The organism is Streptomyces sp. RFCAC02, from assembly GCF_004193175.1.
In the GTDB taxonomy this organism is placed as follows: domain Bacteria; phylum Actinomycetota; class Actinomycetes; order Streptomycetales; family Streptomycetaceae; genus Streptomyces.
Window position 1 is genome coordinate 4,392,661 of sequence record NZ_SAUH01000001.1, and the last position, 22,054, is coordinate 4,414,714.

The 22,054-nt window shown below is 75.2% G+C and carries 25 protein-coding genes and 1 pseudogene; 7 read left to right on the top strand and 19 right to left on the bottom strand.

Annotated features, from left to right (window positions below):
* Positions 1-266 precede the first annotated feature (266 nt).
* From EMA09_RS20395 to EMA09_RS20415, 5 genes are all read right to left on the bottom strand, one after another.
* Positions 267-1,361 carry an ATP-binding protein gene (locus tag EMA09_RS20395; protein ID WP_240796483.1) on the bottom strand — a complete coding sequence of 365 codons (1,095 nt, stop codon included), beginning with the start codon at positions 1,359-1,361 and terminating at the stop codon, positions 267-269.
* 5 nt (positions 1,362-1,366) lie between these two features.
* Positions 1,367-2,218 (bottom strand): response regulator transcription factor, encoded by an 852-nt coding sequence (locus EMA09_RS20400; protein WP_129842434.1) that lies wholly within the window; start codon positions 2,216-2,218, stop codon positions 1,367-1,369.
* Positions 2,219-2,388: 170 nt separating this feature from the next.
* Complete coding sequence (locus EMA09_RS20405; RefSeq protein WP_129842435.1) at positions 2,389-3,138, bottom strand: spermidine synthase; 750 nt, start codon at positions 3,136-3,138, stop codon at positions 2,389-2,391.
* Positions 3,139-3,178: 40 nt separating this feature from the next.
* Complete coding sequence (locus tag EMA09_RS20410) at positions 3,179-4,042, bottom strand: lysozyme (RefSeq protein ID WP_129842436.1); 864 nt, start codon at positions 4,040-4,042, stop codon at positions 3,179-3,181.
* Positions 4,043-4,318: 276 nt separating this feature from the next.
* Positions 4,319-5,116, bottom strand: coding sequence for a protein phosphatase 2C domain-containing protein (locus EMA09_RS20415; protein WP_129842437.1), 798 nt, complete (start codon positions 5,114-5,116; stop codon positions 4,319-4,321).
* 319 nt (positions 5,117-5,435) lie between these two features.
* Here EMA09_RS20415 and EMA09_RS20420 point away from each other — a divergent pair, with 319 nt between their 5' ends.
* Entirely contained in the window at positions 5,436-7,934 is a 2,499-nt protein-coding gene (locus EMA09_RS20420) for a nitrate- and nitrite sensing domain-containing protein (RefSeq protein ID WP_240796701.1), read from the top strand.
* Positions 7,931-8,428 carry a roadblock/LC7 domain-containing protein gene (locus EMA09_RS20425; protein ID WP_129842439.1) on the top strand — a complete coding sequence of 166 codons (498 nt, stop codon included), beginning with the start codon at positions 7,931-7,933 and terminating at the stop codon, positions 8,426-8,428. Before EMA09_RS20420 ends, EMA09_RS20425 begins: the two co-directional genes overlap by 4 nt.
* Positions 8,429-8,447: 19 nt before the next feature.
* Here the strand turns inward: EMA09_RS20425 and EMA09_RS20430 are convergent, their stop codons facing one another.
* The 8 genes from EMA09_RS20430 to EMA09_RS20465 form a co-directional block, all read right to left on the bottom strand.
* Positions 8,448-9,395, bottom strand: coding sequence for an NlpC/P60 family protein (locus EMA09_RS20430; protein WP_129842440.1), 948 nt, complete (start codon positions 9,393-9,395; stop codon positions 8,448-8,450).
* Positions 9,396-9,503: 108 nt separating this feature from the next.
* Positions 9,504-9,719: a DUF397 domain-containing protein gene (locus tag EMA09_RS20435; protein ID WP_129842441.1), complete on the bottom strand. Its 216-nt coding sequence runs from the start codon at positions 9,717-9,719 to the stop codon at positions 9,504-9,506.
* Positions 9,720-9,862: 143 nt separating this feature from the next.
* Positions 9,863-10,102: a hypothetical protein gene (locus tag EMA09_RS20440; RefSeq protein ID WP_129842442.1), complete on the bottom strand. Its 240-nt coding sequence runs from the start codon at positions 10,100-10,102 to the stop codon at positions 9,863-9,865.
* Positions 10,102-10,830 (bottom strand): TetR/AcrR family transcriptional regulator, encoded by a 729-nt coding sequence (locus EMA09_RS20445; RefSeq protein ID WP_129842443.1) that lies wholly within the window; start codon positions 10,828-10,830, stop codon positions 10,102-10,104. The genes EMA09_RS20440 and EMA09_RS20445 overlap by 1 nt, the downstream gene beginning before the upstream one ends.
* Positions 10,831-11,074: 244 nt before the next feature.
* The gene (locus EMA09_RS20450; RefSeq protein WP_129842444.1) at positions 11,075-11,266 is read right to left on the bottom strand and encodes a hypothetical protein; all 192 of its coding nucleotides are present in this window, start codon (positions 11,264-11,266) and stop codon (positions 11,075-11,077) included.
* 46 nt (positions 11,267-11,312) lie between these two features.
* Positions 11,313-12,122, bottom strand: coding sequence for an NAD(P)-dependent oxidoreductase (locus tag EMA09_RS20455; protein ID WP_240796484.1), 810 nt, complete (start codon positions 12,120-12,122; stop codon positions 11,313-11,315).
* 64 nt (positions 12,123-12,186) lie between these two features.
* Positions 12,187-12,519 carry a hypothetical protein gene (locus EMA09_RS20460; RefSeq protein WP_129842446.1) on the bottom strand — a complete coding sequence of 111 codons (333 nt, stop codon included), beginning with the start codon at positions 12,517-12,519 and terminating at the stop codon, positions 12,187-12,189.
* An 86-nt stretch (positions 12,520-12,605) separates the two neighbouring features.
* On the bottom strand, positions 12,606-13,208 hold the full coding sequence (locus EMA09_RS20465; RefSeq protein ID WP_129842447.1) for a TetR/AcrR family transcriptional regulator: 603 nt from the start codon (positions 13,206-13,208) through the stop codon (positions 12,606-12,608).
* Between the two features lie 80 nt (positions 13,209-13,288).
* Here EMA09_RS20465 and EMA09_RS20470 point away from each other — a divergent pair, with 80 nt between their 5' ends.
* The 4 genes and pseudogenes from EMA09_RS20470 (at position 13,289) to EMA09_RS20485 (ending at position 14,962) form a co-directional block, all read left to right on the top strand.
* Positions 13,289-14,107 carry an NAD(P)H-binding protein gene (locus EMA09_RS20470; RefSeq protein ID WP_129842448.1) on the top strand — a complete coding sequence of 273 codons (819 nt, stop codon included), beginning with the start codon at positions 13,289-13,291 and terminating at the stop codon, positions 14,105-14,107.
* An 18-nt stretch (positions 14,108-14,125) separates the two neighbouring features.
* Positions 14,126-14,254: pseudogene (locus EMA09_RS20475) on the top strand (alpha/beta fold hydrolase); the annotation flags it as partial.
* A 49-nt stretch (positions 14,255-14,303) separates the two neighbouring features.
* Positions 14,304-14,627, top strand: coding sequence for a type II toxin-antitoxin system RelE/ParE family toxin (locus EMA09_RS20480; protein WP_240796485.1), 324 nt, complete (start codon positions 14,304-14,306; stop codon positions 14,625-14,627).
* Entirely contained in the window at positions 14,624-14,962 is a 339-nt protein-coding gene (locus EMA09_RS20485; protein ID WP_129842450.1) for an XRE family transcriptional regulator, read from the top strand. Before EMA09_RS20480 ends, EMA09_RS20485 begins: the two co-directional genes overlap by 4 nt.
* Positions 14,963-15,051: 89 nt before the next feature.
* Here the strand turns inward: EMA09_RS20485 and EMA09_RS20490 are convergent, their stop codons facing one another.
* Positions 15,052-15,657, bottom strand: a complete 606-nt coding sequence (locus tag EMA09_RS20490) for a TetR/AcrR family transcriptional regulator (protein ID WP_129842451.1) — start codon at positions 15,655-15,657, stop codon at positions 15,052-15,054.
* A gap of 89 nt (positions 15,658-15,746) precedes the next feature.
* Here EMA09_RS20490 and EMA09_RS20495 point away from each other — a divergent pair, with 89 nt between their 5' ends.
* Complete coding sequence (locus EMA09_RS20495; RefSeq protein ID WP_129842452.1) at positions 15,747-16,169, top strand: nuclear transport factor 2 family protein; 423 nt, start codon at positions 15,747-15,749, stop codon at positions 16,167-16,169.
* An 8-nt stretch (positions 16,170-16,177) separates the two neighbouring features.
* Here EMA09_RS20495 and EMA09_RS29310 read toward each other — a convergent pair whose 3' ends face one another.
* The 5 genes from EMA09_RS29310 to EMA09_RS20520 form a co-directional block, all read right to left on the bottom strand.
* Positions 16,178-17,281, bottom strand: coding sequence for a site-2 protease family protein (locus tag EMA09_RS29310; protein ID WP_129842453.1), 1,104 nt, complete (start codon positions 17,279-17,281; stop codon positions 16,178-16,180).
* Positions 17,282-17,288: 7 nt separating this feature from the next.
* The gene (locus tag EMA09_RS20505; RefSeq protein WP_129842454.1) at positions 17,289-18,302 is read right to left on the bottom strand and encodes an EamA family transporter; all 1,014 of its coding nucleotides are present in this window, start codon (positions 18,300-18,302) and stop codon (positions 17,289-17,291) included.
* Between the two features lie 202 nt (positions 18,303-18,504).
* Positions 18,505-19,764: a phosphoribosyltransferase family protein gene (locus tag EMA09_RS20510; RefSeq protein WP_129842455.1), complete on the bottom strand. Its 1,260-nt coding sequence runs from the start codon at positions 19,762-19,764 to the stop codon at positions 18,505-18,507.
* A gap of 14 nt (positions 19,765-19,778) precedes the next feature.
* A complete protein-coding gene (locus EMA09_RS20515) occupies positions 19,779-20,660 on the bottom strand; it encodes a hypothetical protein (RefSeq protein ID WP_129842456.1) in 882 nt (293 codons plus the stop codon).
* On the bottom strand, positions 20,657-21,922 hold the full coding sequence (locus EMA09_RS20520; protein WP_129842457.1) for a glycosyltransferase family 4 protein: 1,266 nt from the start codon (positions 21,920-21,922) through the stop codon (positions 20,657-20,659). Before EMA09_RS20520 ends, EMA09_RS20515 begins: the two co-directional genes overlap by 4 nt.
* Positions 21,923-22,054: the final 132 nt, after the last annotated feature.

Sequence of the window (22,054 nt, forward strand, 5' to 3'; positions counted from 1 at the left end):
AGGCCCTCCGGCGCAGTCCCGGTCGCCCAGACGTGGCCTACACCACATCCAGGGGCTGGTTTCGGGATGCGAACGGACGGGAACGACGCCAGGTTCGGCGCACATTGGCGGGGATCGGCCCGGCGGCGGCCATGACGGACCGCGACCACCGGCGCACGGCCGTGGCCTCCCGCTTCACCGTACGGCGCCCTCCGGCCGCCCGGCGGGCAGGGAGGAACGCCCGGACGCACGACGGCGTGACGGCACGGGGTCCCCCCGACTCTACGTCAATTGTTTGCCTTCGCGTTACCTGGAAGGGTGAGCCGTATCCGGCAGCCACGACGGGATTCGGCCACGCCGATCGTGCCGCCGTGGAGATCGACCGCCCAGCGCGCGATCGCGAGCCCGAGACCCGTCCCGCCATCACGCGGAGTGACCCCGTCGATGGTGCCGCGCCCGAACCGTTCGAAGACCAGCTCGCGCTGCTCCGGGGGTATGCCGGGCCCCTCGTCCTGCACCTCGATGACGAGCCCGCCGGTCCGTTCGCCCGGCCGCGCCCGCACGGTGACCTGCCCGCCCCGCGGGCTGTGCTTCACCGCGTTGTCCACGAGGTTGGTGACGACCTGGTCGAGCCGCTCCGGGTCGGCGTGCGCCCGCAGGCTGCCGGGGGCCACGTCCAGACGCAGCCGGACGTCGGTGCGCGCGTGCCCGCGCTTGAGCGCGACCGTCGCGTCGTTCAGCACGGCCGACAGGTACGGCTGCACCTGGAAGCCCCGCGCCTGGAGCGGCATCACGCCGTCCTCAAGGCGCGAGAGGTCCAGGAGCTGCGCGACGAGCCGGCCGAGGCGCTCGGTCTGCCGCAGGGCCGTGGCCATCGTCGCGGGATCGGCCTCGGACACGCCGTCCACCACGTTCTCCAGGACCGCGTGCAGCCCGGCGATGGGCGTGCGCAGTTCGTGCGAGACGTTGGCGATCAGCTCGCGGCGCTGGCGGTCGGCCGCCTGGAGATCGGCCGCCATGCGGTTGAACGCGTGCCCGAGGTCGCCCAGCTCGTCCCGCCGGGCGACATGGACACGGCGCCCGTAGTCGCCGCGCGCCATGGCACGCGCGGCCGACGTCATCTCCAGGACGGGCGTGGCCAGGCTGTGCGCCACGAACTGCGTGACCAGCAGCGAGGCGATGATCGCCAGCACGGCGATCACCTGCAGCTCGATCGCGGACCGGTACGCCATGAGGATCAGCAGCGTCGTGATCGCCACGCAGATGATCACGAGCCAGCCCAGCGCCGCCTTCACCGACCGCATCGGGTCGAACGGGCGCAGCACCCGCCACACGAGGAGCCGGCCCCGCCGCCACACGGGATGCCGGACCGGGTCGGACACGTCCCTCAGACCTCGCCGCCCGCCGCCGCGCCGATGCCGGGCTCGCCGGCGTAACCGGGCGGCGTCTCCAGCGCGTACCCGACGCCGTGGACCGTGCGGATGCGCTCGGCGCCGATCTTGCGGCGCAGCGCCTTCACATGGCTGTCCACGGTGCGGGTGCCGGAGGCGTCGGCCCAGTCCCACACCTCGGCGAGGAGTTGCTCGCGCGTGAGCACGGCGCGGGGCGAGCGTGCCAGGCACATCAGCAGGTCGAACTCGGTCGGGGTGAGGTGGATGTCCTTGCCGGCGGCCCTGACCCGCCGCTGCGTGCGGTCGATCTCCAGGTCGCCGAGGCGGACGCTGCCCGGCCGCGGGGTGGTGGCGGCGACCGCGGCGCGCTCGATGCGGCGCAGCAGGACGTGGGCGCGGGCGACGAGTTCCCGCATGGAGAAGGGCTTCGTCATGTAGTCGTCGGCGCCGACGCCGAGGCCGACCAGCATGTCCGTCTCGTCGTCCCTGGCCGTGAGCATGAGGACGGGGACCGGGCGCTGCGCCTGCACGCGCCGGCACACCTCCAGGCCGTCGAACCCGGGCAGCATCACGTCGAGGACGAGGAGATCGGGGTGCCACGCGGCGGCGGTCTCGACGGCCGCCGGGCCGTCCGCGGCCGTTTGCACGAGGAAGCCCTCGGCGCGCAGCCTGGCGGCGATCGCCTCGACGATGGTGGGGTCGTCCTCGACCACGAGCACGCGGCGCTGGGCGCCGGGTGTGGCCGCTGTGGCGGTGTGGTGCGCGGTGCGGTCGGGGCCTGTGTGCCCGTGCGTGGACTCCCCGTGACCGTTCCGCGGGGATGGGGGGTCCTGAAGGTTCCGGTCCATCGGCGACATCCTGGTGTCCGTCTGAGTCATGTGTCCCGCCCCCGGGGCGTCGTCCCGGTGCCAGTCCTGTGCCGGCCGGCTGCGTCCGGCCGCTGTCGATCGGTGGTCGATCGGGTGAAGGTCTCGACGACCACGTGGGAAGCAGCGTAGAGCGGCAGTGAAGGCCGCGGCTACGCGTCCCGGCTGGCGAAATGATGGCTGGCGAGAAAGAGCACGTCCGGAGCGCCGCGTTCCACGGGGACGGCGCGGGTGTGTACGGCCGCGAATCCGGCGTCGCGCAGCGCGTCGGCGAACTCCGGTGAGGCGGCGGCCGACCAGACGGCCAGGACGCCGCCGGGCGCGAGGGCGGCGCGGCATGCGGCGAGCCCCGCGGGGGAGTAGAGGCCCCCGTTGTCCTCGGTGACGGTCCAGTCCGGGCCGTTGTCGATGTCGAGGCACAGCGCGTCGTAGGGCGTGCCCTCCCGGGCGGTGGCGCGGAGGTGGTCGAGGAGGTCGGCGTGCACGAGGCGGGTGCGGGGGTCGGCCAGGGCGTCGGCGGTGCGGGCGTGCAGGGGGCCGGCGCGGTGCCAGTCGATGACGGCGGCCTCGCGTTCGACCACGTCGACGCGGCCCCAGCGGGGGTCGGCCGCGGCCTCGGCCAGGGAGAAGCCGACGCCGAGGCCGCCGATCAGGAGGCTGGGCGCGGGGCGTGCGGGGTCCGGGCCGGTGACGGCGTCGAGCGCGGCGGTGACGAGCCGGCGTTCCGAGCGGCCGTCGGAGGTGTCCATGAGGAAGCAGCCGTTGGCGATGATCTGGAGCAGGCCGCCGTGGCGGCGCAGGACGACCTCGCCGTACGGGCCGGTCCTGCGGTCGAGGACGACGGGCCTGCCGTCGTCGTCGGGCGGGAGCGGCGCGGTGGGGGGAACGGGTGCGGGGGCCATGCGGTCATTGTCCCGCACGGCCCCCGCCGGGGATCGGGTGTCAGCCGTTGTTGGCCAGGACGCGCAGGCGGTCGATGGCACCGTTGAAGACGTTGTGGTCGCCGACGGTCGGACCGGACGAGGTGTACTGCCAGAAGGTGTAGAAGCTCCAGCCGGCCGGGAGCGTGCCCGCGCTGGACGCGTAGCGGGCGATCCAGAGGGGGTGGTTGTTGGCGAAGCCGCTGTAGTTGCCGGTGCAGGTGGTCCACCAGTTGGTGGTCGTGTAGATCACCGCGTAGCGGCCGGTACGGGAGTAGTAGGTGTTGAGGAAGTCCCTGATCCAGTTGACCATGGCGGCCTGGCTCAGGCCGTAGCAGGTGGCGCCGTAGGGGTTGTACTCGATGTCCAGGACGCCGGGGAGCGTCTTGCCGTCGGCCGACCAGCCGCCGCCGTTGCTGGCGAAGAAGTTCGCCTGGGCGGCGCCGCTGGAGGAGTTGGGCAGGGCGAAGTGGTAGGCGCCGCGGATCATGCCGATGTTGTAGGAGCCGTTGTACTGCTGGGCGAAGTACGGGTTCTCGTACGTCGTGCCCTCGGTCGCCTTGACATAGGCGAAGCGGTTGCCGGCGTTGTAGAGGGTGGACCAGGCGACGTTGCCCTGGTGGCTGGAGACGTCGACGCCCTCGACGGTGGCGAGCGGGGAGACGTCCGGCTCGCTGTACACGCGGCTGCCGCCCTCGTGTTCGAGGACGGTGGAGCCCATGTAGGCGGAGCCGATCTCCGGGTGGTCGTCGTCGGCCGCCGCCGCGGTGCCGGGGGCGCCGAGGAGGAGCGCGAGGACGGTGCTGACCGTGGCGAGGACGAGGGCGAGGAGGCGCCGCGGTGCTCGGCCGCGCGGCGAGGTCCTTCCGGTTCCGTGCAGGGGCATGTGACTGCCTTTCGGATACCTGGGCGTGGGGGGACGAGACCCGGCTCGTCGGCACGGTCGATGGTGTGACCATGCCAAGAGGAACGTACGGGCCGCGGTCGCGGGGACGGAAGGGGGTTCCGGACGCGTCGTTGGTCCACACCGGTGGCAAGAGCGATCGGTTATGCGTGTCCGCGTGCGGCTGTGACAAGTTTCAGGCGCGACTGTGACAACTTTCAGGCGCTCGGGGTGGGAAAAGGAGATCCGGAGCGATGCGCGGAAATCATGGCGCCGGATTCACAATTCCGCCACGACCACCGACGCGTCGTCGTGTGTCTTCCCCCGGGGAAACCGCTGACCTCGGGGATCCGCCGCCTCGGCCCCGCGCACGCGCGCGATCACGGCGGCCGGCCCCTCGTCCGTCACCGCGCGGAAGAGGTCCGACCAGTCACCGAACCCGAAGGTTTCCTTCCAGCGCCCGAGCCCGTCGCTGAGCGCGACGATCCTCCGCACGCCCCCGCGGTCCACCGTGCCCGTGACCGCGCGCCGCGCCACCGACGGATCGGCGGCCGCCGTGAAGAATCCGCCCTCGGCGTTCCGCAGCCCCTCGACGAACGCCGCGCGCTCCCCGGGCGGCAGCCGCCGCGCCGCGGGCCGCAGATCGTCGAGCCGGGTGTCCAGGACCGGCCTGACCGTGCCGTCGGGCGCCTCCACCAGCAGCACCGAATCGCTCAGCACCAGGAATTCCAGGCGGTGTTCGTCCCAGCGTGCCGCGACGACCGTGGCCTGCGGCGTTCGCGGGTGAGAAAGGTCACACGTGGCCCGGTGCCCCTCCGCGGTCCGCCCGATGGCGCCGGCGAGGCAGTCGGCGAGCGCCAGATCGCGGCGCGATCCCACCGCCTCCAGCAGCGCGCCGCCGAGCCGGGCGGCGAACCACGCGACCGGGTGCGCGCAGCCGTACGGTCCCGGCGGACCCGTCACACCGTCAAGGAGCACCAGGGCGCCGCCCGTTCCGCCGGCGGGGGCGACGGCCGCCGCCCAGTCCTCGTTCGGGTGGCCCGGCGACCCGGGGTCCGTCGCAGTCTGGATGCGCATGGACACGAGTCTGCCGTAGGCTGGCATTTGTCAGTGAATGCGGGGAATGCGGTGATATGAACTGCGGTGTTGCGAACCGTACTGCGGCGCATCACCGGGGCGGTGCCGCGGAGCGGGCGGGCCTCCGGGCGAACCGGATGCGGATACTGCCAGGTGCCGTACGGGAATTCCAAATGGCCTCCCGGGCTCCGGGCGCGCCGCGACGGACCCGGCTTGTCCGCCGTCTTCGGGTGCTGTTCACTCCTTCGGGTGGCGAGGCGGGCGAGATCGTCCCCCGGTCCCGCCGGCGCTGGCATGGTTCGGTGCCCAAGTGACGAGAATGCGAGCGCAGGTGCGGAAGACGACACTGCACGACCCCGCCGGCCCGTCCCCGGACGTCCCATCGGGCACGGCCGGCTCGTCAGGTCATCCCGCTCCGCAGGGCGCGAGGGCGCACGCCGCGTCCCGCCGGCGCCGGGTCAGGGTCCGCAGCCGCCTGCTGGCCGGCGTCCTGCTGACCGGCTTCGCCCTCACCGCCGCGGGCGCCCCCGCCCTGCACGGCGCCTGGCAGGACTGGTCCACCGCCGGGCGACTCGTGGACGACGCGCGCCTCGCCGGGCGTGCCCTGTCCCTCTCCCACGTCCTCGCCGACGAGCGCGACGCCCTCGTCGTCGCCGGCGCCACCCGTGACCCCGGCGTCCTCGCCGACGCCCTGCCGGAGGACGCGCGCGAGCGCGCCGACCGGACCGTCGGCCAGGTCGCGCCCGACACCGAGGGCGTCCTGCGTGAGCGCCTCGACGCGCTGCCCGACACGCGGCAGCGCGCCCTCGACGGCGAGGCCACGCCCGCCGAGACGTACACCGCGTACACCGACATCATCGACGGCCTCGACGGGCTGTTCCGCACCGTGAGCCGTGCCAGGCCCGAGCGCGCCGCCGATCCGACGGCCGACGCCCTCCCCGACCTCGCGCGCGCCGTCCACGCGTCGTCCGCCACCCGCGGGCTGCTGCTGGCCGGCCTCACCGGCGAGGGCGACACGACCGGCCTCACCGCGCTGGCCCGCCGCGAGGCCGTACGGGAGGAGGCGGCTCTCGACGACTTCGCCGCCGCCGTGGACGACGCCACCCGCGCCGCCCTCGACGCCGCCCTCACCGGTGACGCGGCCGACGCCGACACCTACCTCGGCCGGCTCACCGAGGGCACGCCCATCGACGCGGACGAGGCCGGGCTCGACCCGGACGGGGCGCAGACCGCGCTGCTGGCCCGCACCGGCGCGCTGCGTGGGCTGCTCGGCTCGCTCACCGAGGAGCGCGTCGCCGATCTGGAGTCCCTGCGCGGCGACGACCTCACCGACCTCCAGGTCACCGTGTGCATCGTCGTCGTGGCGCTCGCGCTCGCGCTCACCGTCAACGTGCACACCGCGCGCTCCCTGACCCGTCCGCTGGCCGCCGTACGGCTCGGCAGCCGCCGCGTCGCCGCCGACCCGACCGGCCAGGAGCCCGTCAAGTACACCGGGCGCAACGACGAGTTCGCCGAGGTCGTGTCCGCCGTCAACGCGCTGCACTCCCGCGCCGTCACCCTGCACCGGCGTGCCGCCGAGGCCGCCAGGGACGCGGCGGCCGCCGCCGAGGAGGGCGGCGGCCTGCGCGCGGAGCGGGACCGGCTGCTGGCCGAGCAGAGCGCGCTGCACGGCCGTCTCGCCGCCCTGCACGGCGCCGTGCACGGCATGTTCGCGCACCACGCGCAGCGCCTGCTCGTCCTCGTCGGCGAGCAGCTCGCCGTCATCGAGGGCCTGGAGGAGCACGAGGCCGACCCGGACCAGCTCGCCGTCCTCTTCTCGCTCGACCACCTCGCCGCCCGGATGCGCCGGCACGGCGAGAACCTGCTGCTGCTCGCCGGCGCCGAGCCGACGCAGCAGCTCACGGAGCCGGTGCCGCTGATCGACGTGGCGCGCGCGGCCGTCAGCGAAATAGAGCGTTACGAGGTCGTCGAGACGGCACCGCCGCCGCCCGCCGTCCGCGTCACCGGATACGCGGCCCGCGACCTGAGCCACCTCCTCGCCGAACTCCTGGACAACGCGACGGCGTTCTCGCCGGCCGGCGCCCGGGTGCGGCTGACGGGGCGGTGGACCACGGGCGAGCTGCTGCTGTCGGTCGAGGACGAGGGCGTCGGGCTGTCCCAGGCACGGCTCGCCGAACTGAACGTCCGCCTCGCCGACTCCGTGACGCCCCCGCCGGGCGCCGACGGCAGCGGCCACGGCACGGGCATCGGCATGGGCCTGTACACCGTGGCCCGGCTGGCGGCCCGGCACGGGCTGCGGTGCTGGCTGCGGCAGCGCCCGGGCGGCGGCACGATCGCCGAGGTCGCGGTGCCGGCGACGCTGGTCGAGGAGCGGCCCGGCGAGGTCTACGCCGAGACCGGCACGGGTCCCATCACCCCGGCCGCCGGGGTGCCCACCGCCGGGCTGATCACCCCGCCGGGCGCCGCCGGGCCCGCGACGCCCGCGGCCGGCGTACCCCTCGTGCCGCACGCCAGGGCCGCCGAGCCGGACGGGGCCGCGCACGCCGCCGCCCCGGCGCCGGGCGTCGAGCACGGGCGGGCGGACGACACCGCGCCGCGCCCGCACGGCGTCACGACCAGCGGTCTGCCGAAGCGCACCCCGGGTGCGACGCCCACCGTGTCCGAGCCGACCGCGGCGGGCCGCGCCCGCGCCGTCGACGCCGAGGAACTGCGCCGCAGGCTCGGCGGGTTCCAGCGCGGCGCCCGCGACGGGCACCGCGACGCCGCCAGGACCGTGGAGCCCCGCCCGGGGCAGTCCGGAGAGGAGATGCCGTCATGACCTCGCAGTCGCAGACCCGCGTGCCGCCCCACGCGCCGGGAGGCAGCGACGGGCAGGACCTGCGCTGGATGCTGACGCGTCTGGTGGCCGAGGTGCCCCGTGTGCTCTCGGTGGCCGTCGTCTCGGCGGACGGCCTGCCGCTCCTGTCCTCCAGGGACGAGGAGGCGGCGCTGCCCGCGGGCGCCATGTCCGGCGGCCCGCAGGGCGCGACCGCCGACCTGGCGACGATTGTGTCGGGGCTCGGCAGCCTCACGCACGGTGCGGCGCAGCTCATGGAGGGCGGCGCGGTCCGGCAGACGCTCGTCGCCATGGAGACGGGGAACCTGCTGGTCATGGCCATCAGCGACGGTTCGCTGCTCGGCGCCTGGACCGAACCGGACGCCGACATGAGCACGGTGACGTACCACATGGCGCTGTTCGTGGGGCGGGCCGGGCACCTCCTGACGCCCGAACTGCGCGCGGAGCTGCGGCAGGCGACGCCCCGGCCGCAGTGAGGCGGGCGGTCCGCCGGGCTCAGCCGGGGCGGACCGCTCCCAGGACGGGGCGTACGGCGACCGGCGCCACGGCGACGGGTTCGCCGGGCGCGGGCGCGTGGACGACCTGGCCTTCGCCCGCGTAGACGCCGACGTGTGACGCGTCCGTGTGGTAGACGACGAGGTCGCCGGGGCGCAGGTCGCCGAGGGACGCGTGGGGCAGGTCCGCCCACATGCGCGCCGGAGTGGCCGGGAGGGTGCGTCCGGTGTCCGCCCACGCGTCGGCGGCGAGGGCGGCGGGGTCGTCGTACGCCTGGCCGACCCGGTCGAGCGCCGCGGCGAGGGCGCGGTCGCCCGCGGTGGTGTCGTTGTCGTCGTTGGTGCCGTCGGTGCCGGTCGCCGCGAGCGGTGTGGTGGGGGCGGCGTCGGCGAGGAGGCGGGTGACCTCGGCGAGGCGGTCGTCGGCCACCTCGCGGGCGCGGCGTTCCTCCTCGGCGCGGGTCCGTTCGGCGTCGAGGGCGGCGCGGGCCTCGGTGGCGAGCGCGTCGGCGCGGCGTTCGCCCTCGGTGAGGCGGGCGATCTCGGCGGCCTGGTGGGCGGCGACGCGGCGCGCGACGGCCTCGGCGTGGAGGTCGTGGCGCGGGTCCTCGCCGAGGAGCATGCGGAGGGTCGCGGGCAGGGGGTCGCCGCCGTGCCGGTACTGGGCGCGGGCGATCTCCCCGGCGGTGCGGCGCGCGGCGGCGAGGTCGGTGCGGGCGGTGGCGAGCCGTTCGTCCAGCCGGCGTACCTCGGCCCGCCGGTCGCGCAGGCGCCGGGCGGTCTCCTCGTAGCTCCGGGCGGCGCGGTCGGACTCCCGGTAGAGGGTGCCGAGTTCGGCGACGAGGGCGGAGACGGTGTCGCCGGGCTCGGCGGCGGCGGGGCGTGCGGGCAGTGCGGTGAGGACGAGGACGCCCCCGATGAGGGCGAGCCACCGACGCGGTGTGGTCATACCAGCACACTGCCGGTTTGTCTCACCGACAGCCGCCGGACGCGCCGCCCCCACCCCCACCCCGCCCGAACGGCGCCCGGACTCCTGGCTCGCGGGCGCCCCGTCCTGTCACCCGGACGGATTACGACGCGACGGTGGGGGCCGTCCGGGAGTCACTGGCCGATCGGGCCGTCCCGCGCAGCCGCCGCGAAGGCGGCCCAAGAGGTGCGCGTCACTGGAATCGCGGACAAGGAGCGCGTCCGCGTCATCCGCGATCTCGACGCAGTTTCCGTTGTTCCCCGAGTAGCTGGACCTCTTCCGGACGGCAACGGCCTTGGTCTTCACTTTTCACCATCTCGTTCAGTGCCTTACGGACAGGAAGGTCCTCTTCCTGGCGGACGGGCGCCGCAGGGTCCTCGGTGGCGCGAGCGCCGTGGAGGTGGTGCGGATGGTGCGATACGCGGGGCAGCGCCGCCCGGCGTGATGCGTCAGTGCGCCGGGGATGCGGTCGTGCCGTCGTAGATGTAGGTCCAGCCGCGTGGCAGGCGCAGGCGGCGTGTGTGTGCCGTCGCCTCAAGGCGGTAGACGTGCACGGTGGGCGGCTCGCCCGGGGCGTTCGGGACGGGGATCTCGTACGTCTTGGGCGGCCTGCCCGTCGCGCCGACCAGGACCGGCAGTTCCCGGCCGTCCAGCGGGCCGCCGGAGAACGGCATCGTCTCGCTGCGCATCAGTCGGCCACCGCCGGGGACACCACGGACAGGACGCTCGCCATGAGCCGGTCCACCCGGCCGCCGGTGTGTTCGAGATCCGCGGCGGCGCGCAGCGCCTCGGCGGTGCGGGGGTCCTTGCCCGCCGTCACCGCGAGGAGGGCGACGAAGTGGTCCACCAGCCAGTCCCGCAGCTCGGCCGCCGTGTGCGGGCGCTGCTCGTCCAGCCAGATCAGGGACGCGGCCTCCACCGTCGATATCCACGTCCGGACGGTCATGTGCAGGAGCGGCCCCGGCGCGGAGACCCGCAGGTGCAGCAGGACCTGCCGCGCGGCGGCCCGCCGCACGCCGTCCACGATCGCCGTGGTGCGGGCCGTCTGGACGACGTTGCCGCCCTTCAGCAGCGCGGTGAAACCCTCGGCGTGCGAGTCGACGAACGCCAGGTAGCGGTCCAGCACGGCGGCCAGCCGGTCGGTGAGCGGCCCGTGCGCCGGGACCTCGAAGCACGCCTCCAGGTCCCGGGCCGAGCTGCCGAGCGCGGCCTCGTACAACTGCTGCTTGCCGCCGGGGAAGTAGCGGTAGACCAGGGGCCGGGAGACGCCCGTGGCGCGGGCCACGTCGTCCAGCGACACCTCCTCGGGCGGGCGGGAGGCGAAGAGCCGGTGCGCGGTCTCGATGAGCTGCTCGCGGCGCTCCTCCACGCTGAGTCTGCGGTAGGCAGGGCCGGGGGAGGCGGGGCGGCTGTCCATGGCCGGAAGCGTATCCGGACGTGCCGCGGCGCGGGGCGCCCGCACGGGCCGGGCGCCCCGGCAGGCGCGTGATCAGGCCAGAAGCCCGGGGGGACGCGGCGGCGGGCCGTTCCCTTCTGTGAAGCCGGTGGGCCGCCGCGCACCTCTGCGCCGCACCGGGCGGGGGACCTGCGAAGGTGACGGAGAATTCCCGGGGGCACCCGCCGGCCGTGGTACCGGGCGCGGGGACCGGCCGGCGGGGCGGTCAGTCGCCGTGCGAGGAGCGGACGGCCGGCCCCCGGCGGGCGGCGGTGACCCACTCCGCGAGCAGACGCTCGTACTCCCTGCGGTGCTCGTCCGCCGGGCGGTCGGCGGCACGCGGCCACAGCGCGCGTATCCGCTCGTTGAGGGCGGCGGCGGAGCGGGACGGAGCGGTCGTCTCAGGTGCCTCGGACATGCTCGGAAGCCTACGGGGCGCCACTGACAACGGGGCTGATCGGCCGTCAGGGGTGGACGTGCGGCAGGGTGGCCGCCGGCTGCGCGTACGCGCCGGACTGCGGCGAGGCCGGCGGGACGGGCAGGCCGGCGCCCGGCACCCGCGACGCGTACGTCTCGGCGTTGTCCCGCGGCGTGTAGGCCAGCGTCGTATGGGCGGGCAGCTCCCAGAAGCGGCGGGTGTTCGCCGAGACCGCGTACGCGGTGGTGAAACGGACCGACGGCGGGGCGGTCAGCGCGGCGCGGACGAAGCCGACCGCGTCGCGCGGGCTCAGCCACGTCGCCAGATGCCGGGGTTCGCTCGGGCACTCCTCGAAACTCCCGATGCGCAGGCAGACCACCGAGAGCCCGAACTTCTCCGCGTACATCCGCCCCAGCGCCTCCACGGCCACCTTGCTCACCGCGTACAGCCCGTCGGGGCGGGCCGGGTCGTCGGGGCCGGTCAGGTGCGCTGCGGGGTGGAACCCCGTGACGCGGTTCGTGCTCGCGAGCACCACCCGGGGGATGCCGAGGCGCCGCGCCGCCTCCAGTACGTGGTGGGTCCCCAGCACATTGGCGGCGAGCAGGTCGGGCAGCGGCGCCTCGTCGGCCAGGCCGCCCAGGTGCAGCACGGCGTCCGCGCCGGTGCCGGCGAGCGCCGTCACGACCGCCGCCGGATCGCGCAGCTCCATCTCCCGCACCGTCTCGGTGGCCGCCTCCGCGCTCAGCGGGACGCGGTCGAGGACGACGATGCGGTCGGCGTCCGCGCGCAGGGCGCGCCGCATGACCGAGCCGATGGTGCCCGCCGCGCCCGTGATGGCGACTGTTCCCAGGTCCACGGGTGAACGGTACTGCCTCCCGGGGAGTTGGCCGCACCAGGGGCGCCGGGGTCCGTCCGGCCGGTCAGCAGCGCGGCGGGTGCTCGGCCGTCGTCGGCGCGACATCCCGGGTCCGCGCCCAGCCGTAGGTGTCGCCGCGCACGAGGTACCAGCGGGTGCCGTGCGCGGTCCGCGCCTCGCACAGGACGCCGACACCGCTGCCGCCGGGGGCGTCGTCCACCACGTCGGCGCCGCTCGCCGGTGCCTCCCGCAGCCCCGCGCCGCCGTCGGCCGTCACCCGCGCGGGGACCCCGGCACCGGCGTCCGGGGACGCGGCGGTCGCCGACATCGCCAGCGCGCCCGCCGCGACGTAGAGCGGCAGCAGGCCCACGCGGGCTCGAAGGGGGAGTCGGGACATCGCGCACCTCCTCGCGCTCGGTCACCGATTCCAGGCTAGATGCGCCCGAATGGGGGTGCAACGCGTGCGGGCTGCGCGCGCGTCCGTCAGCCGGCCCGCCCGGGTGCCGGGAGGGAGTCGAGCCAGCGGAGGAGGCGGGCGCCCTCGCGGGCCATGATGCCGGGGTCGCGCAGCGCGTTGGTCAGGACCGACATGCCCTGGTAGGACGAGACGAGGGTGACGGCGAGGTCGTCAGCGTCGGCCAGGCCGAGGGCGCGGAACTGCTGTGCCGCCCAGTCGAGCAGCCGCCGGACGACCGCGCCGGCCTGCGCGTCCAGGACGCCGTCGGCGCGCTTGTCGAGTTCGACGGCCAGGGTGCCGGTGGGGCAGCCGTGGCGCGCGGCCGTCTCGCGCTGCTCGATCCAGCCCTCGACCAGGCCCTTGAGGCGGTCACGGGGATCGGGCAGGCGGTCGAGCGCGTCCGTGAGGTCGCCGAGGTGGGCGCTGTGCTCCGCGAGGGCAGCCAGGACCAGGTCGTCCTTCGTCCTGAAGTAGTAGTAGACGTTTCCGACGGGGACCCCGGCCGCGTTCGCGATGTCGGCGAGGGTGGTCCGTTCGACGCCCTGTTCGTGCAGGACGCGGGCCGCCGCGGTGGTGAGCCGCCGGCGCTTGTCGGCGGACCGCGCCCTTCCCTTCGGTGAGTCAGTCACCTGACCGACTATAGGCGCCGCCGCGTGGCGTGCTACTGTCCCAGAAGTGAGTCAGTCAACTAACTAACTCGGGAGTCCCCATGATCACCGTGACCGGAGCCACCGGGAACGTCGGCGGCGCGCTCGTCCGCCTCCTCACCGACGCGGGCGAGGAGGTGACCGCGGTCTCGCGCGGCGAGGCGCGCGACCTGCCCGTGGGCGTCCGCCACGTACGGGCCGACCTCGCCGACGCCGACACGCTGCGCCCCGCGCTCGACGGAGCGGACGCGCTGTTCCTGCTGGTGGCGGGCGACGACCCGCGGGGCGTCCTCGACGCCGCGAGGGCGGGCGGTGTCCGCCGGGTGGTCCTCGTCTCCTCGATCGGCGTCGGCACCCGCCCGGACGCCTACGGCCACCCCGCCGCCTTCGAGGCGGCGCTGCGCGACTCCGGCCTCGCGTGGACGGTCCTGCGCTGCGGCGGTCTCGACTCGAACGCCTTCGCCTGGGCCGCGTCCATCCGCGCCGACCGGGTGGCCGCGGCCCCGTTCGGCGACACGGGCCTGCCGATGGTCGATCCGGCGGACGTCGCCGAGGTCGCCGCCGCCGCGCTGCTGCGGCCAGGGCACGCGGGCGCCGTGTACGAGCTGACCGGCCCCGCGCCGACCACCCCGCGCGATCGGGCGGCGGCCATCGGCGCCGCGCTCGGCACGCCGGTCCGCTTCGTCGAGCAGACCCGGGAGGAGGCGCGGCAGCAGATGCTCGCCTTCATGCCCGAACCGGTCGTGGAGGGCACCCTCGCGATCCTCGGCGAGCCGCTGCCCGCGGAACGCCGGGTGAGCCCGGACATCGAACGGGTCCTGGGCCGCGCGCCGCGCACCTTCGCCGACTGGGCCGCCCGCAACGCCGCGGCCTTCCGCTGACACGACCGGGAGATTCCCTACACCTTCGACGACCACGCCCGACACCTGGACGCCTGGTTCGACGCACTCGGCCTGGACGGCGTCGTCCTGGTCGGGCACGACTGGGGCGGCGCGCTCGCGTTCGACTTCGCCGCCCGGCACCCCGGGCGACGACATCGATCGGATCGGACTTAACACTTGCGTTGACATCAGGGCCGTGGCCGAGGCTGACTGGGAGAGCGCCGAGCAGGTGGAGGACGCCATTGATCTGTTGGCCGAGACGGGACCTACGCTGGGTCGGCCGTTGGTGGACCGGGTCAAGGGCGCCGAGAACCATCACCTGAAGGAACTGAGACCAGGGCCGTCGGGTAGCAGTGAGATCCGCATTCTTTTCGCCTTCGACCCCGTACGCCGGGCGGTGCTTCTGGTGGCGGGCGACAAGGCCGGCAACTGGCGGGGCTGGTACGAGGCCAATATCCCCGTCGCCGATGCGCGTTATCGGGAACACATAGCCGATTCCGAGGGCAGGGAGTACCAATGAGTGCGGTCAGCTGGGAGGAGACGAGGCGCAGGGTGCGTGAGCGCCGCGAAGCCGCGGGGCTGCCCGTGCGGTCGTCGGCGGAGAAGCGGGAGGCGATGGACCGGCTTGTCGCCGAGGTGCGCGCCCACCGCCTTGCGGAGATCCGTCAGGAGCAGGCACTGACCCAGCGTGCTGTCGCCGCGGCCATGGGGGTCTCCGCTCCGCGCGTGTCGGCGATCGAACACGGCGACATCGACCGCGCCGAGCTGGCGACGCTTCGGTCCTACGTGGAAGCCCTCGGCGGACGGTTGCGCGTGGTCGCGGATTTCGGTGATGCGGAGTTCACGGTCGCCTGATTGCTCGGCCGCCCGCCGTCGAGGCCGGCGGGGTGGGCGAGGCCATGATCCTCGACGGGAACCTACTGGCTGGACCGGCACGGGCTGCGCTAGGAAAGGTCCTCGCCCTTTGGCGGCTCGGCGGGTTCCAGCAGGGCGTGCAGCGCGGGGCGCAGCAGGTCGGTGAGGTGTTCGACGGCGGTGTCGCGCAGGTCGGGGAGGCCGAGGAGCTGGTGGCCGATGGTCGCCCCGACGACGGTGGTGACGGCGAGCGCGGCGCGTGCGCGCGCGTCCGGGGTGGCGGGGAGGCCGGCGGCGATCTCGTCGATCTGGCGGCCGAGCGTCGTGCGGGCGTGCTCGGCGGCGTCGGGGTGGGTCAGCATCGAGCGCAGCGTGGCGAGCGACGTGGCGGGCAGGCCGTCGAGCTTGACGCCGAGGGACGCGAGCAGCGCGGTGACCGCGCCGTCGGGGCCCTCGCCGAGGCCCGCGCCGCCCTCGGGCACGCGGACCTCGGCGGCCCGCGCGAAGAGGGCGGCCTTCGAGCCGAAGTACTGCATGACCAGCGCCGGGTCGACGCCCGCCGCGGCGGCGACCGCCCTGATGGTGGCGCGCTCGTACCCGTGGCGGGCGAAGAGGTCGCGGGCCGCGCCGAGGATGCGTTCCTCGGTGCCGCGGCGGCGTTCGGCGCGGGACGTGCTGCGGGCGGGCTCGTTCATGAGCCCGGACCCTACAGGGGCCGGTTTCTGCTCTACACTCGTTGAGCCAGTCACTCAACGAGTGTCGAGTCGAGAGGGGTTCCTCCGTCATGCCCAGCACCGAGCGCGACCCGCTGTCCGTCCTCGCCCGCTACCGCCGGGCCATGCTGACCAAGTCCGCCGACGACCTCGCCGACCTGTACGCGCCCGACGGCGTGCACGAGTTCCCGTTCGCCTTCCCCGGGGTGCCCGGCCGTCTCGCCGGCCGCGAGGCCGTGCGCGAGACCTACCGGGCGCTGTGGGGGGCCACCCCCGTCACCGTCCGCGCCGTCCACGAGGTCGCCGTGCACACCACCGGCGACCCCGCGGTGATCGTGGCCGAGCAGACGGCCGTCACCGCAGGGGCCGACGGCTCCGAGCGGCACGTCCCCGGCCTCCTCGTGCTGCGGGTCGGGGACGACGGCCTGCTCACGCACGTGCGCGACTACATGGACACGGGCGCCGTCCAGCGCGCCCGCGCCACCGCCGGCTGACGGGGGCGTCACGTCCCCCTGTGCGCGAGCCGGCGCACCGTACGGTCCACGTCCGCCGGTGTCACGACGCCGACGGGACGGCCGTCGGCGAGCACCAGCACCCGGTCCTCCGGGCCGGGGTCGAGACGGGGGAGCAGGTCGGACAGCGGCTCGTCGGGGCGGGCGGTACGCGTCTGCGCCAGCGGCCGCATGACCTCCCCGACCGTCGCGCCGTCCGCGCGCGCGGCCCGCTCCGGCGTGACCAGGCCCACCGCCCGGCCCCCCTTGTCCGTGACGGGGTACGCGCGGTGCGCGCGCCCGTGGGCCGGGCCGCCGCGCAGCCGTTCCGCCGGGAGGCCGGAAGGGACGGTCACCGGGTCGGCCGTCATCGACGCGCGCACCGGCACGCCGGCCACCGCCTCCCGCATCCGCGCCTGGCGGCCCTCAGCCGTGGCGGCGACCACGATGAACCAGCCGACCAGCGCCACCCACAGCGGCGCCGCCACCCCGGCCGACACGAACCCCCACACGCCGAGGACCACCAGCGCCCAGCCGAGGACCCGCCCGGCCGTCGCCGCGCCCACCGCCGCGCGCAGCCGGTCGCCGGTCCGCCACCACAGGAACGCCCGCAGCAGCCGCCCGCCGTCCAGTGGCGCGGCGGGCAGGGCGTTGAAGACGCCGAGCAGCAGGTTGACCGCCGCCAGCCAGGCCACCGCCTCGGCCACAGGACCGCCGGCGCCCGCCGCCCACGCGCAGCCCGCGCACAGGAGGCCGAGGACGACGCTCACCAGCGGCCCGGCGCCCGCGACGCGCGCCTCGGCCGCCGGGCCCGGCGCCTCGTCCCGCAGCCGCGTCGCCCCGCCGAGCAGCCACAGCGTGATGTCCTCGACGGGGATGCCGTGCCGCCGCGCCACCACGGCGTGGGCGAGTTCGTGCGCGAGCAGCGAGAGCAGGAACAGCAGCGCCGCGGCGAGCCCGAGCGCCGTGTACAGGGTCCACGACCGCCCGGGATGGGCCGTCGGGAGCCGCTGCGCCGCCAGCCCGTAGGCGATCAGGCCGAAGACCAGGACGACACTCCAGTGCACCCCGGTCCTGACCCCGGCGATCCGGCCCAGCGGGAAGTCCGGCCGCATCCCGCGCTCACCTCCTTCGTCCCGGCGAGTTCGGCGCGGGGCGGGTACCCACGCCTGGCGCGGGGGATGCGGCCGGGCGCGACTCGGCGACCGCGAGCCCGGCGATGGCGGCGAGCATCAGCAGTGTGCCGGTGACCGTGCCCGTGGTGAGCCGCTCGCCGAGGAACAGCACCGCGAGCACCGCCGCGCCGACCGGCTCGATGAGCATCACCACCGACGCCGTGGCCGCCCGGACCACCGCCGCCCCGGCGAAGTACAGCGGGTACGCGAGCGCCGTCGTGACGGTGGCGAGGTAGAACAGCAGCAGGACCACCCGGCCGGGGTGCGCGGTGTGCGGCACCAGGCCCTCGCCCCAGGCGAACGGCAGCATGACGGCCGCGCCGACGGCGAACGACCACACCGTGAGCGTGCGGGGGGACTCACCGGCGCCGTGTCGTCCGGTCCACCGCCCCAGCACGTTCGAGACGGCGTATCCGGCGGCGGACAGCAGCGCCATCACCACCCCCCGGGAATGGACGACGCCCTCCTGGCCGTCAAGCACCAGGATCGTGAGCCCGGCCAGCGCGCCGCCGACCGCCAGGAGCCCGCCGCGTCCCGTGCGCTCGCCCAGGAACAGGCGCCCGCCGGCAGCCGTGAACACCGGAGCGGCCCCCAGCGTGACGATGGTGCCCACCGCCAGACCCGTGTCCCGCACGGCGGCGAAGTAGGCGCTCTGGAAGATCGCCAGGCCGACGCCGGTACCCGTGAACAGCAGCACACGCCCTCTCGTCGGTCGTGGCGCGGCGGTCGTGCCGCGGGCGGGGCGGAGGACACGGACCGCGAGCAGCAGCACCATGCCGGCGAGAAAGCGCCAGAACGAAACGGCCATGGGTCCGAAGTCGCTGGACCGGTAGACGATGTCCACGGCGGCCCCGGTAGTGCCCCAGGTGAGGCCGGCGAACGCCAGGCAGGCAAGGCCGCGGCGCGCCGATCGTGACGCCGCCCCCCGGGCAGGGGTGACGGCAACAGCAGTTCTCGACATGGAAAGGATCTCCGTACGGAGCAGACGGTCGTGGTCTCCCGCAAGCGGGCACGACCGGTCGGCGCGTCACGGCCCGTGGCCTGCGCGTCCCTGTCGGCGGCGCCCGCTCAGACGACTGGCGGCGCGAGATTCGCTGCACACATGCGGTTCACCCTAGGCCATCGCCCACGGGGAGCGTCACCGTGCGTACATACCGGGGCGATCACAGCCGCGCGGTGAACCAGTCCCGGGCGCGTTCGGCGACCATGGACAGCGCCCCCGGCTCCTCGAAGAGATGGGTCGCCCCCGGCACGACGGACAGCCGGGCCGAGTCCGGCAGCCGGCCGAGCGCGTCCCGGTTCGCCGCGAGCACCTCGTGGTCCTCGCCGCCCACCAGCAGCAGCACGGGCGCGCGGACGGCCCCGAGGACATCCCCCGCGAGATCGGGCCGGCCGCCACGGGACACCACGGCGGCCACCCGCGCGTCCGGCTCGGCCGCCAGCCGCAGCGCGCCCGCCGCCCCCGTGCTCGCGCCGAACAGACCGAGCGGCAGCCGCCCGCCGGTTCGCGCCACCGCGCCCTGTGCCCACGCCACGGCCCCGCCCAGCCGGCGGGCCAGCAGCCCGGCGTCGAACACGCGCGAGCGGTCGAGATCCTCCTCGTCCGTCAGCAGGTCGACCAGCAGCGTCGCGAGACCAGCCTCGTTCAGCGCCCGGGCGACGAACCGGTTGCGCGGACTGAGCCGCCCGCTGCCCGTCCCGTGGGCGAACACCACAAGACCCCGCGCACCCCCGGGCCGCGCCAGCTCCCCGCGCAGCCGTACGCCGTCCGCCGAGGCCACCGTCACCTCGCGCCGCTCGCCCCGCTCCAGCGCCGCCACGACCTCGGCGTCCGTCGTCTGCGCGAAATCGCGGTAGAACTGGCCCACGGCCGCGAACCCCGCCGGCAGCGAGGGGCAGCGGAACACGTCCGCCTCCCCGCCGATCCGCTCCGCCCAGTCGCGCGGCGCGACCGGCACCGCGAGCACCACCTCCGCCGCGCCCCGCGACCTGGCGGCCCGGCACGCCGCCCGCGCCGTGGCCCCCGTGGCGATCCCGTCGTCCACCACGATCACCGTACGGCCCGCCACCGACACCGGGGGCCGGTCGCCCCGGTACTCCCGCGAACGCCGCGCCAGCTCAGCCCGCTCCGCCGCCTCCACGTCCGCCAGCTCGGCGTCCCGCACGGCCGCGGCGCGCAGCACGTCCTCGTTCAGGACGCGCGCGCCGTCCTCGCCGATCGCGCCCATCGCGACCTCGGGCTGCCGGGGCACCCCCAGCTTCCGCACGACCCCCACGTCCAGCGGCGCGCCCAGCGCCCTGGCCACCTCGGCGGCCACCGGTACGCCCCCGCGCGGCAGGCCCCAGACCACCACGTCGCGCTCGCGGAAGTCCGCCAGCTCGCGGGCCAGCGCCCGCCCCGCGTCGGTACGGTCGGCGTACATCGGGCCTCCTCAGCTCACCGGCTCACCCGCAGGGCCAGGTCGTTGTCCACCGTGTAGTACGGCTGGACGGTCATGCCCCCCAGGATCGCGGGCGGATAGACGAACACCGGCTTCTTGTCCGCCACGTCGTCCAGCAGCCGCCCGACCCTCACCCGTCCGGCCTTCCGCGCCGGCCGGACGAACACATCCCAGTACGCCTCGTCCTCGCCGTCCGCCGCCGGGGGGATCCGGTCGTACGGCGCGGTGAAGGTGAACGTGCCGTCGCCCGCGTCCCGCAGCTCCGCCTCGATCGCCGGGACGTCCTTGCCGCTGCCGCTGCCGCTGCCGCTGCCGCTGCCGCGCAGCCGCAGCAGCGCCGCCGCGCCCGCGCCGGCCTCGACGCCCACGAGCCGCACGGCGGCCGTCATGCCGTCACCGTCCACGAGGATGTCGCCCGCCTCGGCGTGCCCGGGGCGCACCCACGCCCGCACCGCGAAGTACGCGTCCTTCGTCGCGTACGGCAGGCGCACGGCGAGCGGGGACCCGTCGGGCACGGGGCCGCCCTCCGCGAGGTGCCGCAGCTCCCGCAGCCCCGGCAGGACCCGCAGCCGCGCCCGCCCCGGCGCCGGCACCACGAAGACGTCCCACCGCCCCTCGGTCAGCGGCGGCCCGGCCGGCAGCTCACCGTGCCAGCCGGCGCCGTCGTCGTCCCGCGTCAGGGGGACGGTGCGTGTCTCCGTCTCCGGCCTGCCCTTCTTCGGCCGCAGCACGAACAGCAGGACGGGGTCCACCGCGTCCTCGGGGATCCGCGTGACGTCCAGGCCGAGCCGCCCGTCCGGCGCGAGGACGCAGCCGGCGCGCGGCAGCCGTTCCTTCGGGACGGACGGGTCGGCTGCGGGCGTGGTGGGGGCGCTCATCGGCGGGCCTTCCGGACGGAGCGGAGCGTGGACGCCGCGGCCCCGACCGCCGCGTCCCGCACGGTGTACGGCGCGCTGCGCAGCGCCGCGGCCAGCCGGGCGCCCAGCGGCCTGCGGGCACCGCCCGCGCGCTTCTCGGCCAGCAGCGACTCGAACATGCGCTCCGCCTCGGCGAGGATCGGCACCGGGTCGTAGCGCTCGGAGTTGGCGAGCGCGGCGGCGCTCATCCTGCGGCGCCGCTCGTCGTCCCTCACGAGGGACAGCAGCGCGTCACCGAAGGCGTCGGCGTCCCCGACGGGGACGAGCCTGCCGTCCTCGCCGTCCTTGATGATCTCGCCGGGGCCGTAGTCGCAGTCGGTGGAGACGACCGGCAGGCCGCAGCGCATGGCCTCCACGATCGTCATGCCGAACGGCTCGAAGTTCGAGGTGACGGCGGCGATCGAGCCCTTCACCCACTCGGACTCCATGGTGCCCGCGGCGCCCATGAGGAAGACGTTGTTGTACAGGCCCAGCTCGTCGATCAGGCGGCGCAGCCGGTCCTGCTCCTCGCCCTTGCCGTAGATGCGGAGCCGCCAGTCCGGGCGCTCCGCCACGACCTTGGCGAACGCGCGGATCAGCAGGTCGTAGCGCTTGACCCGCACCAGGCGGCCGGCGGCCACGACGATCCGGCCGCCGCCGTCCGCCGGGGGCAGGCCGGGCCTCGGCACGCTGTTGGGCAGGGCCGCGAGCCGGACGCCGGGCAGGCGCATGCGGCGCCGGTACTCCTCGGCGTCGGCGTGCGTGACGGTGGTGATGGCGTCGAGGCGCTGGTAGGCGCGCCGCAGCTCACCGCGCAGGGCGGGGGGGTGGTTGAGGAGTGTCAGGTGCTCCTGGCCGACGCGGACCGCGTCCTGCGGCCCCTCCAGGGCGAGGTGGACGTTGAGCCCGGGGCGGGTGCCGATGACGACGTCCGCCTCCAGGCCGCGCAGGCAGTCGGCGATGCGCTGGTCCGTCAGGCGGCTGTACTGGCCGTAGCGGTACTCGGAGGCGGGGAAGACACGGGCCGGCTCGCGGTGGAGCGGGTGGTCCTTCTCCTCGCGGAGATCGACGAGTCCGCGCATCCGCACCCGCTCGCCCAGGGTGAAGACGGGGTCCGCGCGGTGCCGGAAGACGGAGACGATCTCGACGTCGTGCCGCTCGGCCAGGGCCTGCGCGAGGTTGAACGTCGTCCTGATCGTCCCCCCGATCCCGTAGCCGTTGTGGAGGAGGAAGGAAATCTTCATGTGGTGAGGGACCCATCGGGGAGGCGCCCGGTTGAGCAGGGGCATGACGCGGGGCAACACATTACCCCGCAACTGATGGCGGAATGACCGCTTCCGGTCGCTCGGCGTTCACCCGCGTGGGCTACGGATATG

What these genes read in the sequence shown, in the direction of transcription:
- EMA09_RS20400 (WP_129842434.1), bottom strand. Translation starts at nt 2,218, where the DNA reads ATGGACCGGAACCTTCAGGACCCCCCATCCCCGCGGAACGGTCACGGG.
- EMA09_RS20405 (WP_129842435.1), bottom strand. Translation starts at nt 3,138, where the DNA reads ATGGCCCCCGCACCCGTTCCCCCCACCGCGCCGCTCCCGCCCGACGAC.
- EMA09_RS20410 (WP_129842436.1), bottom strand. Translation starts at nt 4,042, where the DNA reads ATGCCCCTGCACGGAACCGGAAGGACCTCGCCGCGCGGCCGAGCACCG.
- EMA09_RS20415 (WP_129842437.1), bottom strand. Translation starts at nt 5,116, where the DNA reads ATGCGCATCCAGACTGCGACGGACCCCGGGTCGCCGGGCCACCCGAAC.
- EMA09_RS20420 (WP_240796701.1), top strand. Translation starts at nt 5,436, where the DNA reads ATGCGAGCGCAGGTGCGGAAGACGACACTGCACGACCCCGCCGGCCCG.
- EMA09_RS20425 (WP_129842439.1), top strand. Translation starts at nt 7,931, where the DNA reads ATGACCTCGCAGTCGCAGACCCGCGTGCCGCCCCACGCGCCGGGAGGC.
- EMA09_RS20430 (WP_129842440.1), bottom strand. Translation starts at nt 9,395, where the DNA reads ATGACCACACCGCGTCGGTGGCTCGCCCTCATCGGGGGCGTCCTCGTC.
- EMA09_RS20440 (WP_129842442.1), bottom strand. Translation starts at nt 10,102, where the DNA reads ATGCGCAGCGAGACGATGCCGTTCTCCGGCGGCCCGCTGGACGGCCGG.
- EMA09_RS20445 (WP_129842443.1), bottom strand. Translation starts at nt 10,830, where the DNA reads ATGGACAGCCGCCCCGCCTCCCCCGGCCCTGCCTACCGCAGACTCAGC.
- EMA09_RS20450 (WP_129842444.1), bottom strand. Translation starts at nt 11,266, where the DNA reads ATGTCCGAGGCACCTGAGACGACCGCTCCGTCCCGCTCCGCCGCCGCC.
- EMA09_RS20460 (WP_129842446.1), bottom strand. Translation starts at nt 12,519, where the DNA reads ATGTCCCGACTCCCCCTTCGAGCCCGCGTGGGCCTGCTGCCGCTCTAC.
- EMA09_RS20470 (WP_129842448.1), top strand. Translation starts at nt 13,289, where the DNA reads ATGATCACCGTGACCGGAGCCACCGGGAACGTCGGCGGCGCGCTCGTC.
- EMA09_RS20485 (WP_129842450.1), top strand. Translation starts at nt 14,624, where the DNA reads ATGAGTGCGGTCAGCTGGGAGGAGACGAGGCGCAGGGTGCGTGAGCGC.
- EMA09_RS20490 (WP_129842451.1), bottom strand. Translation starts at nt 15,657, where the DNA reads ATGAACGAGCCCGCCCGCAGCACGTCCCGCGCCGAACGCCGCCGCGGC.
- EMA09_RS20495 (WP_129842452.1), top strand. Translation starts at nt 15,747, where the DNA reads ATGCCCAGCACCGAGCGCGACCCGCTGTCCGTCCTCGCCCGCTACCGC.
- EMA09_RS29310 (WP_129842453.1), bottom strand. Translation starts at nt 17,281, where the DNA reads ATGCGGCCGGACTTCCCGCTGGGCCGGATCGCCGGGGTCAGGACCGGG.
- EMA09_RS20505 (WP_129842454.1), bottom strand. Translation starts at nt 18,302, where the DNA reads ATGTCGAGAACTGCTGTTGCCGTCACCCCTGCCCGGGGGGCGGCGTCA.
- EMA09_RS20510 (WP_129842455.1), bottom strand. Translation starts at nt 19,764, where the DNA reads ATGTACGCCGACCGTACCGACGCGGGGCGGGCGCTGGCCCGCGAGCTG.
- EMA09_RS20515 (WP_129842456.1), bottom strand. Translation starts at nt 20,660, where the DNA reads ATGAGCGCCCCCACCACGCCCGCAGCCGACCCGTCCGTCCCGAAGGAA.
- EMA09_RS20520 (WP_129842457.1), bottom strand. Translation starts at nt 21,922, where the DNA reads ATGAAGATTTCCTTCCTCCTCCACAACGGCTACGGGATCGGGGGGACG.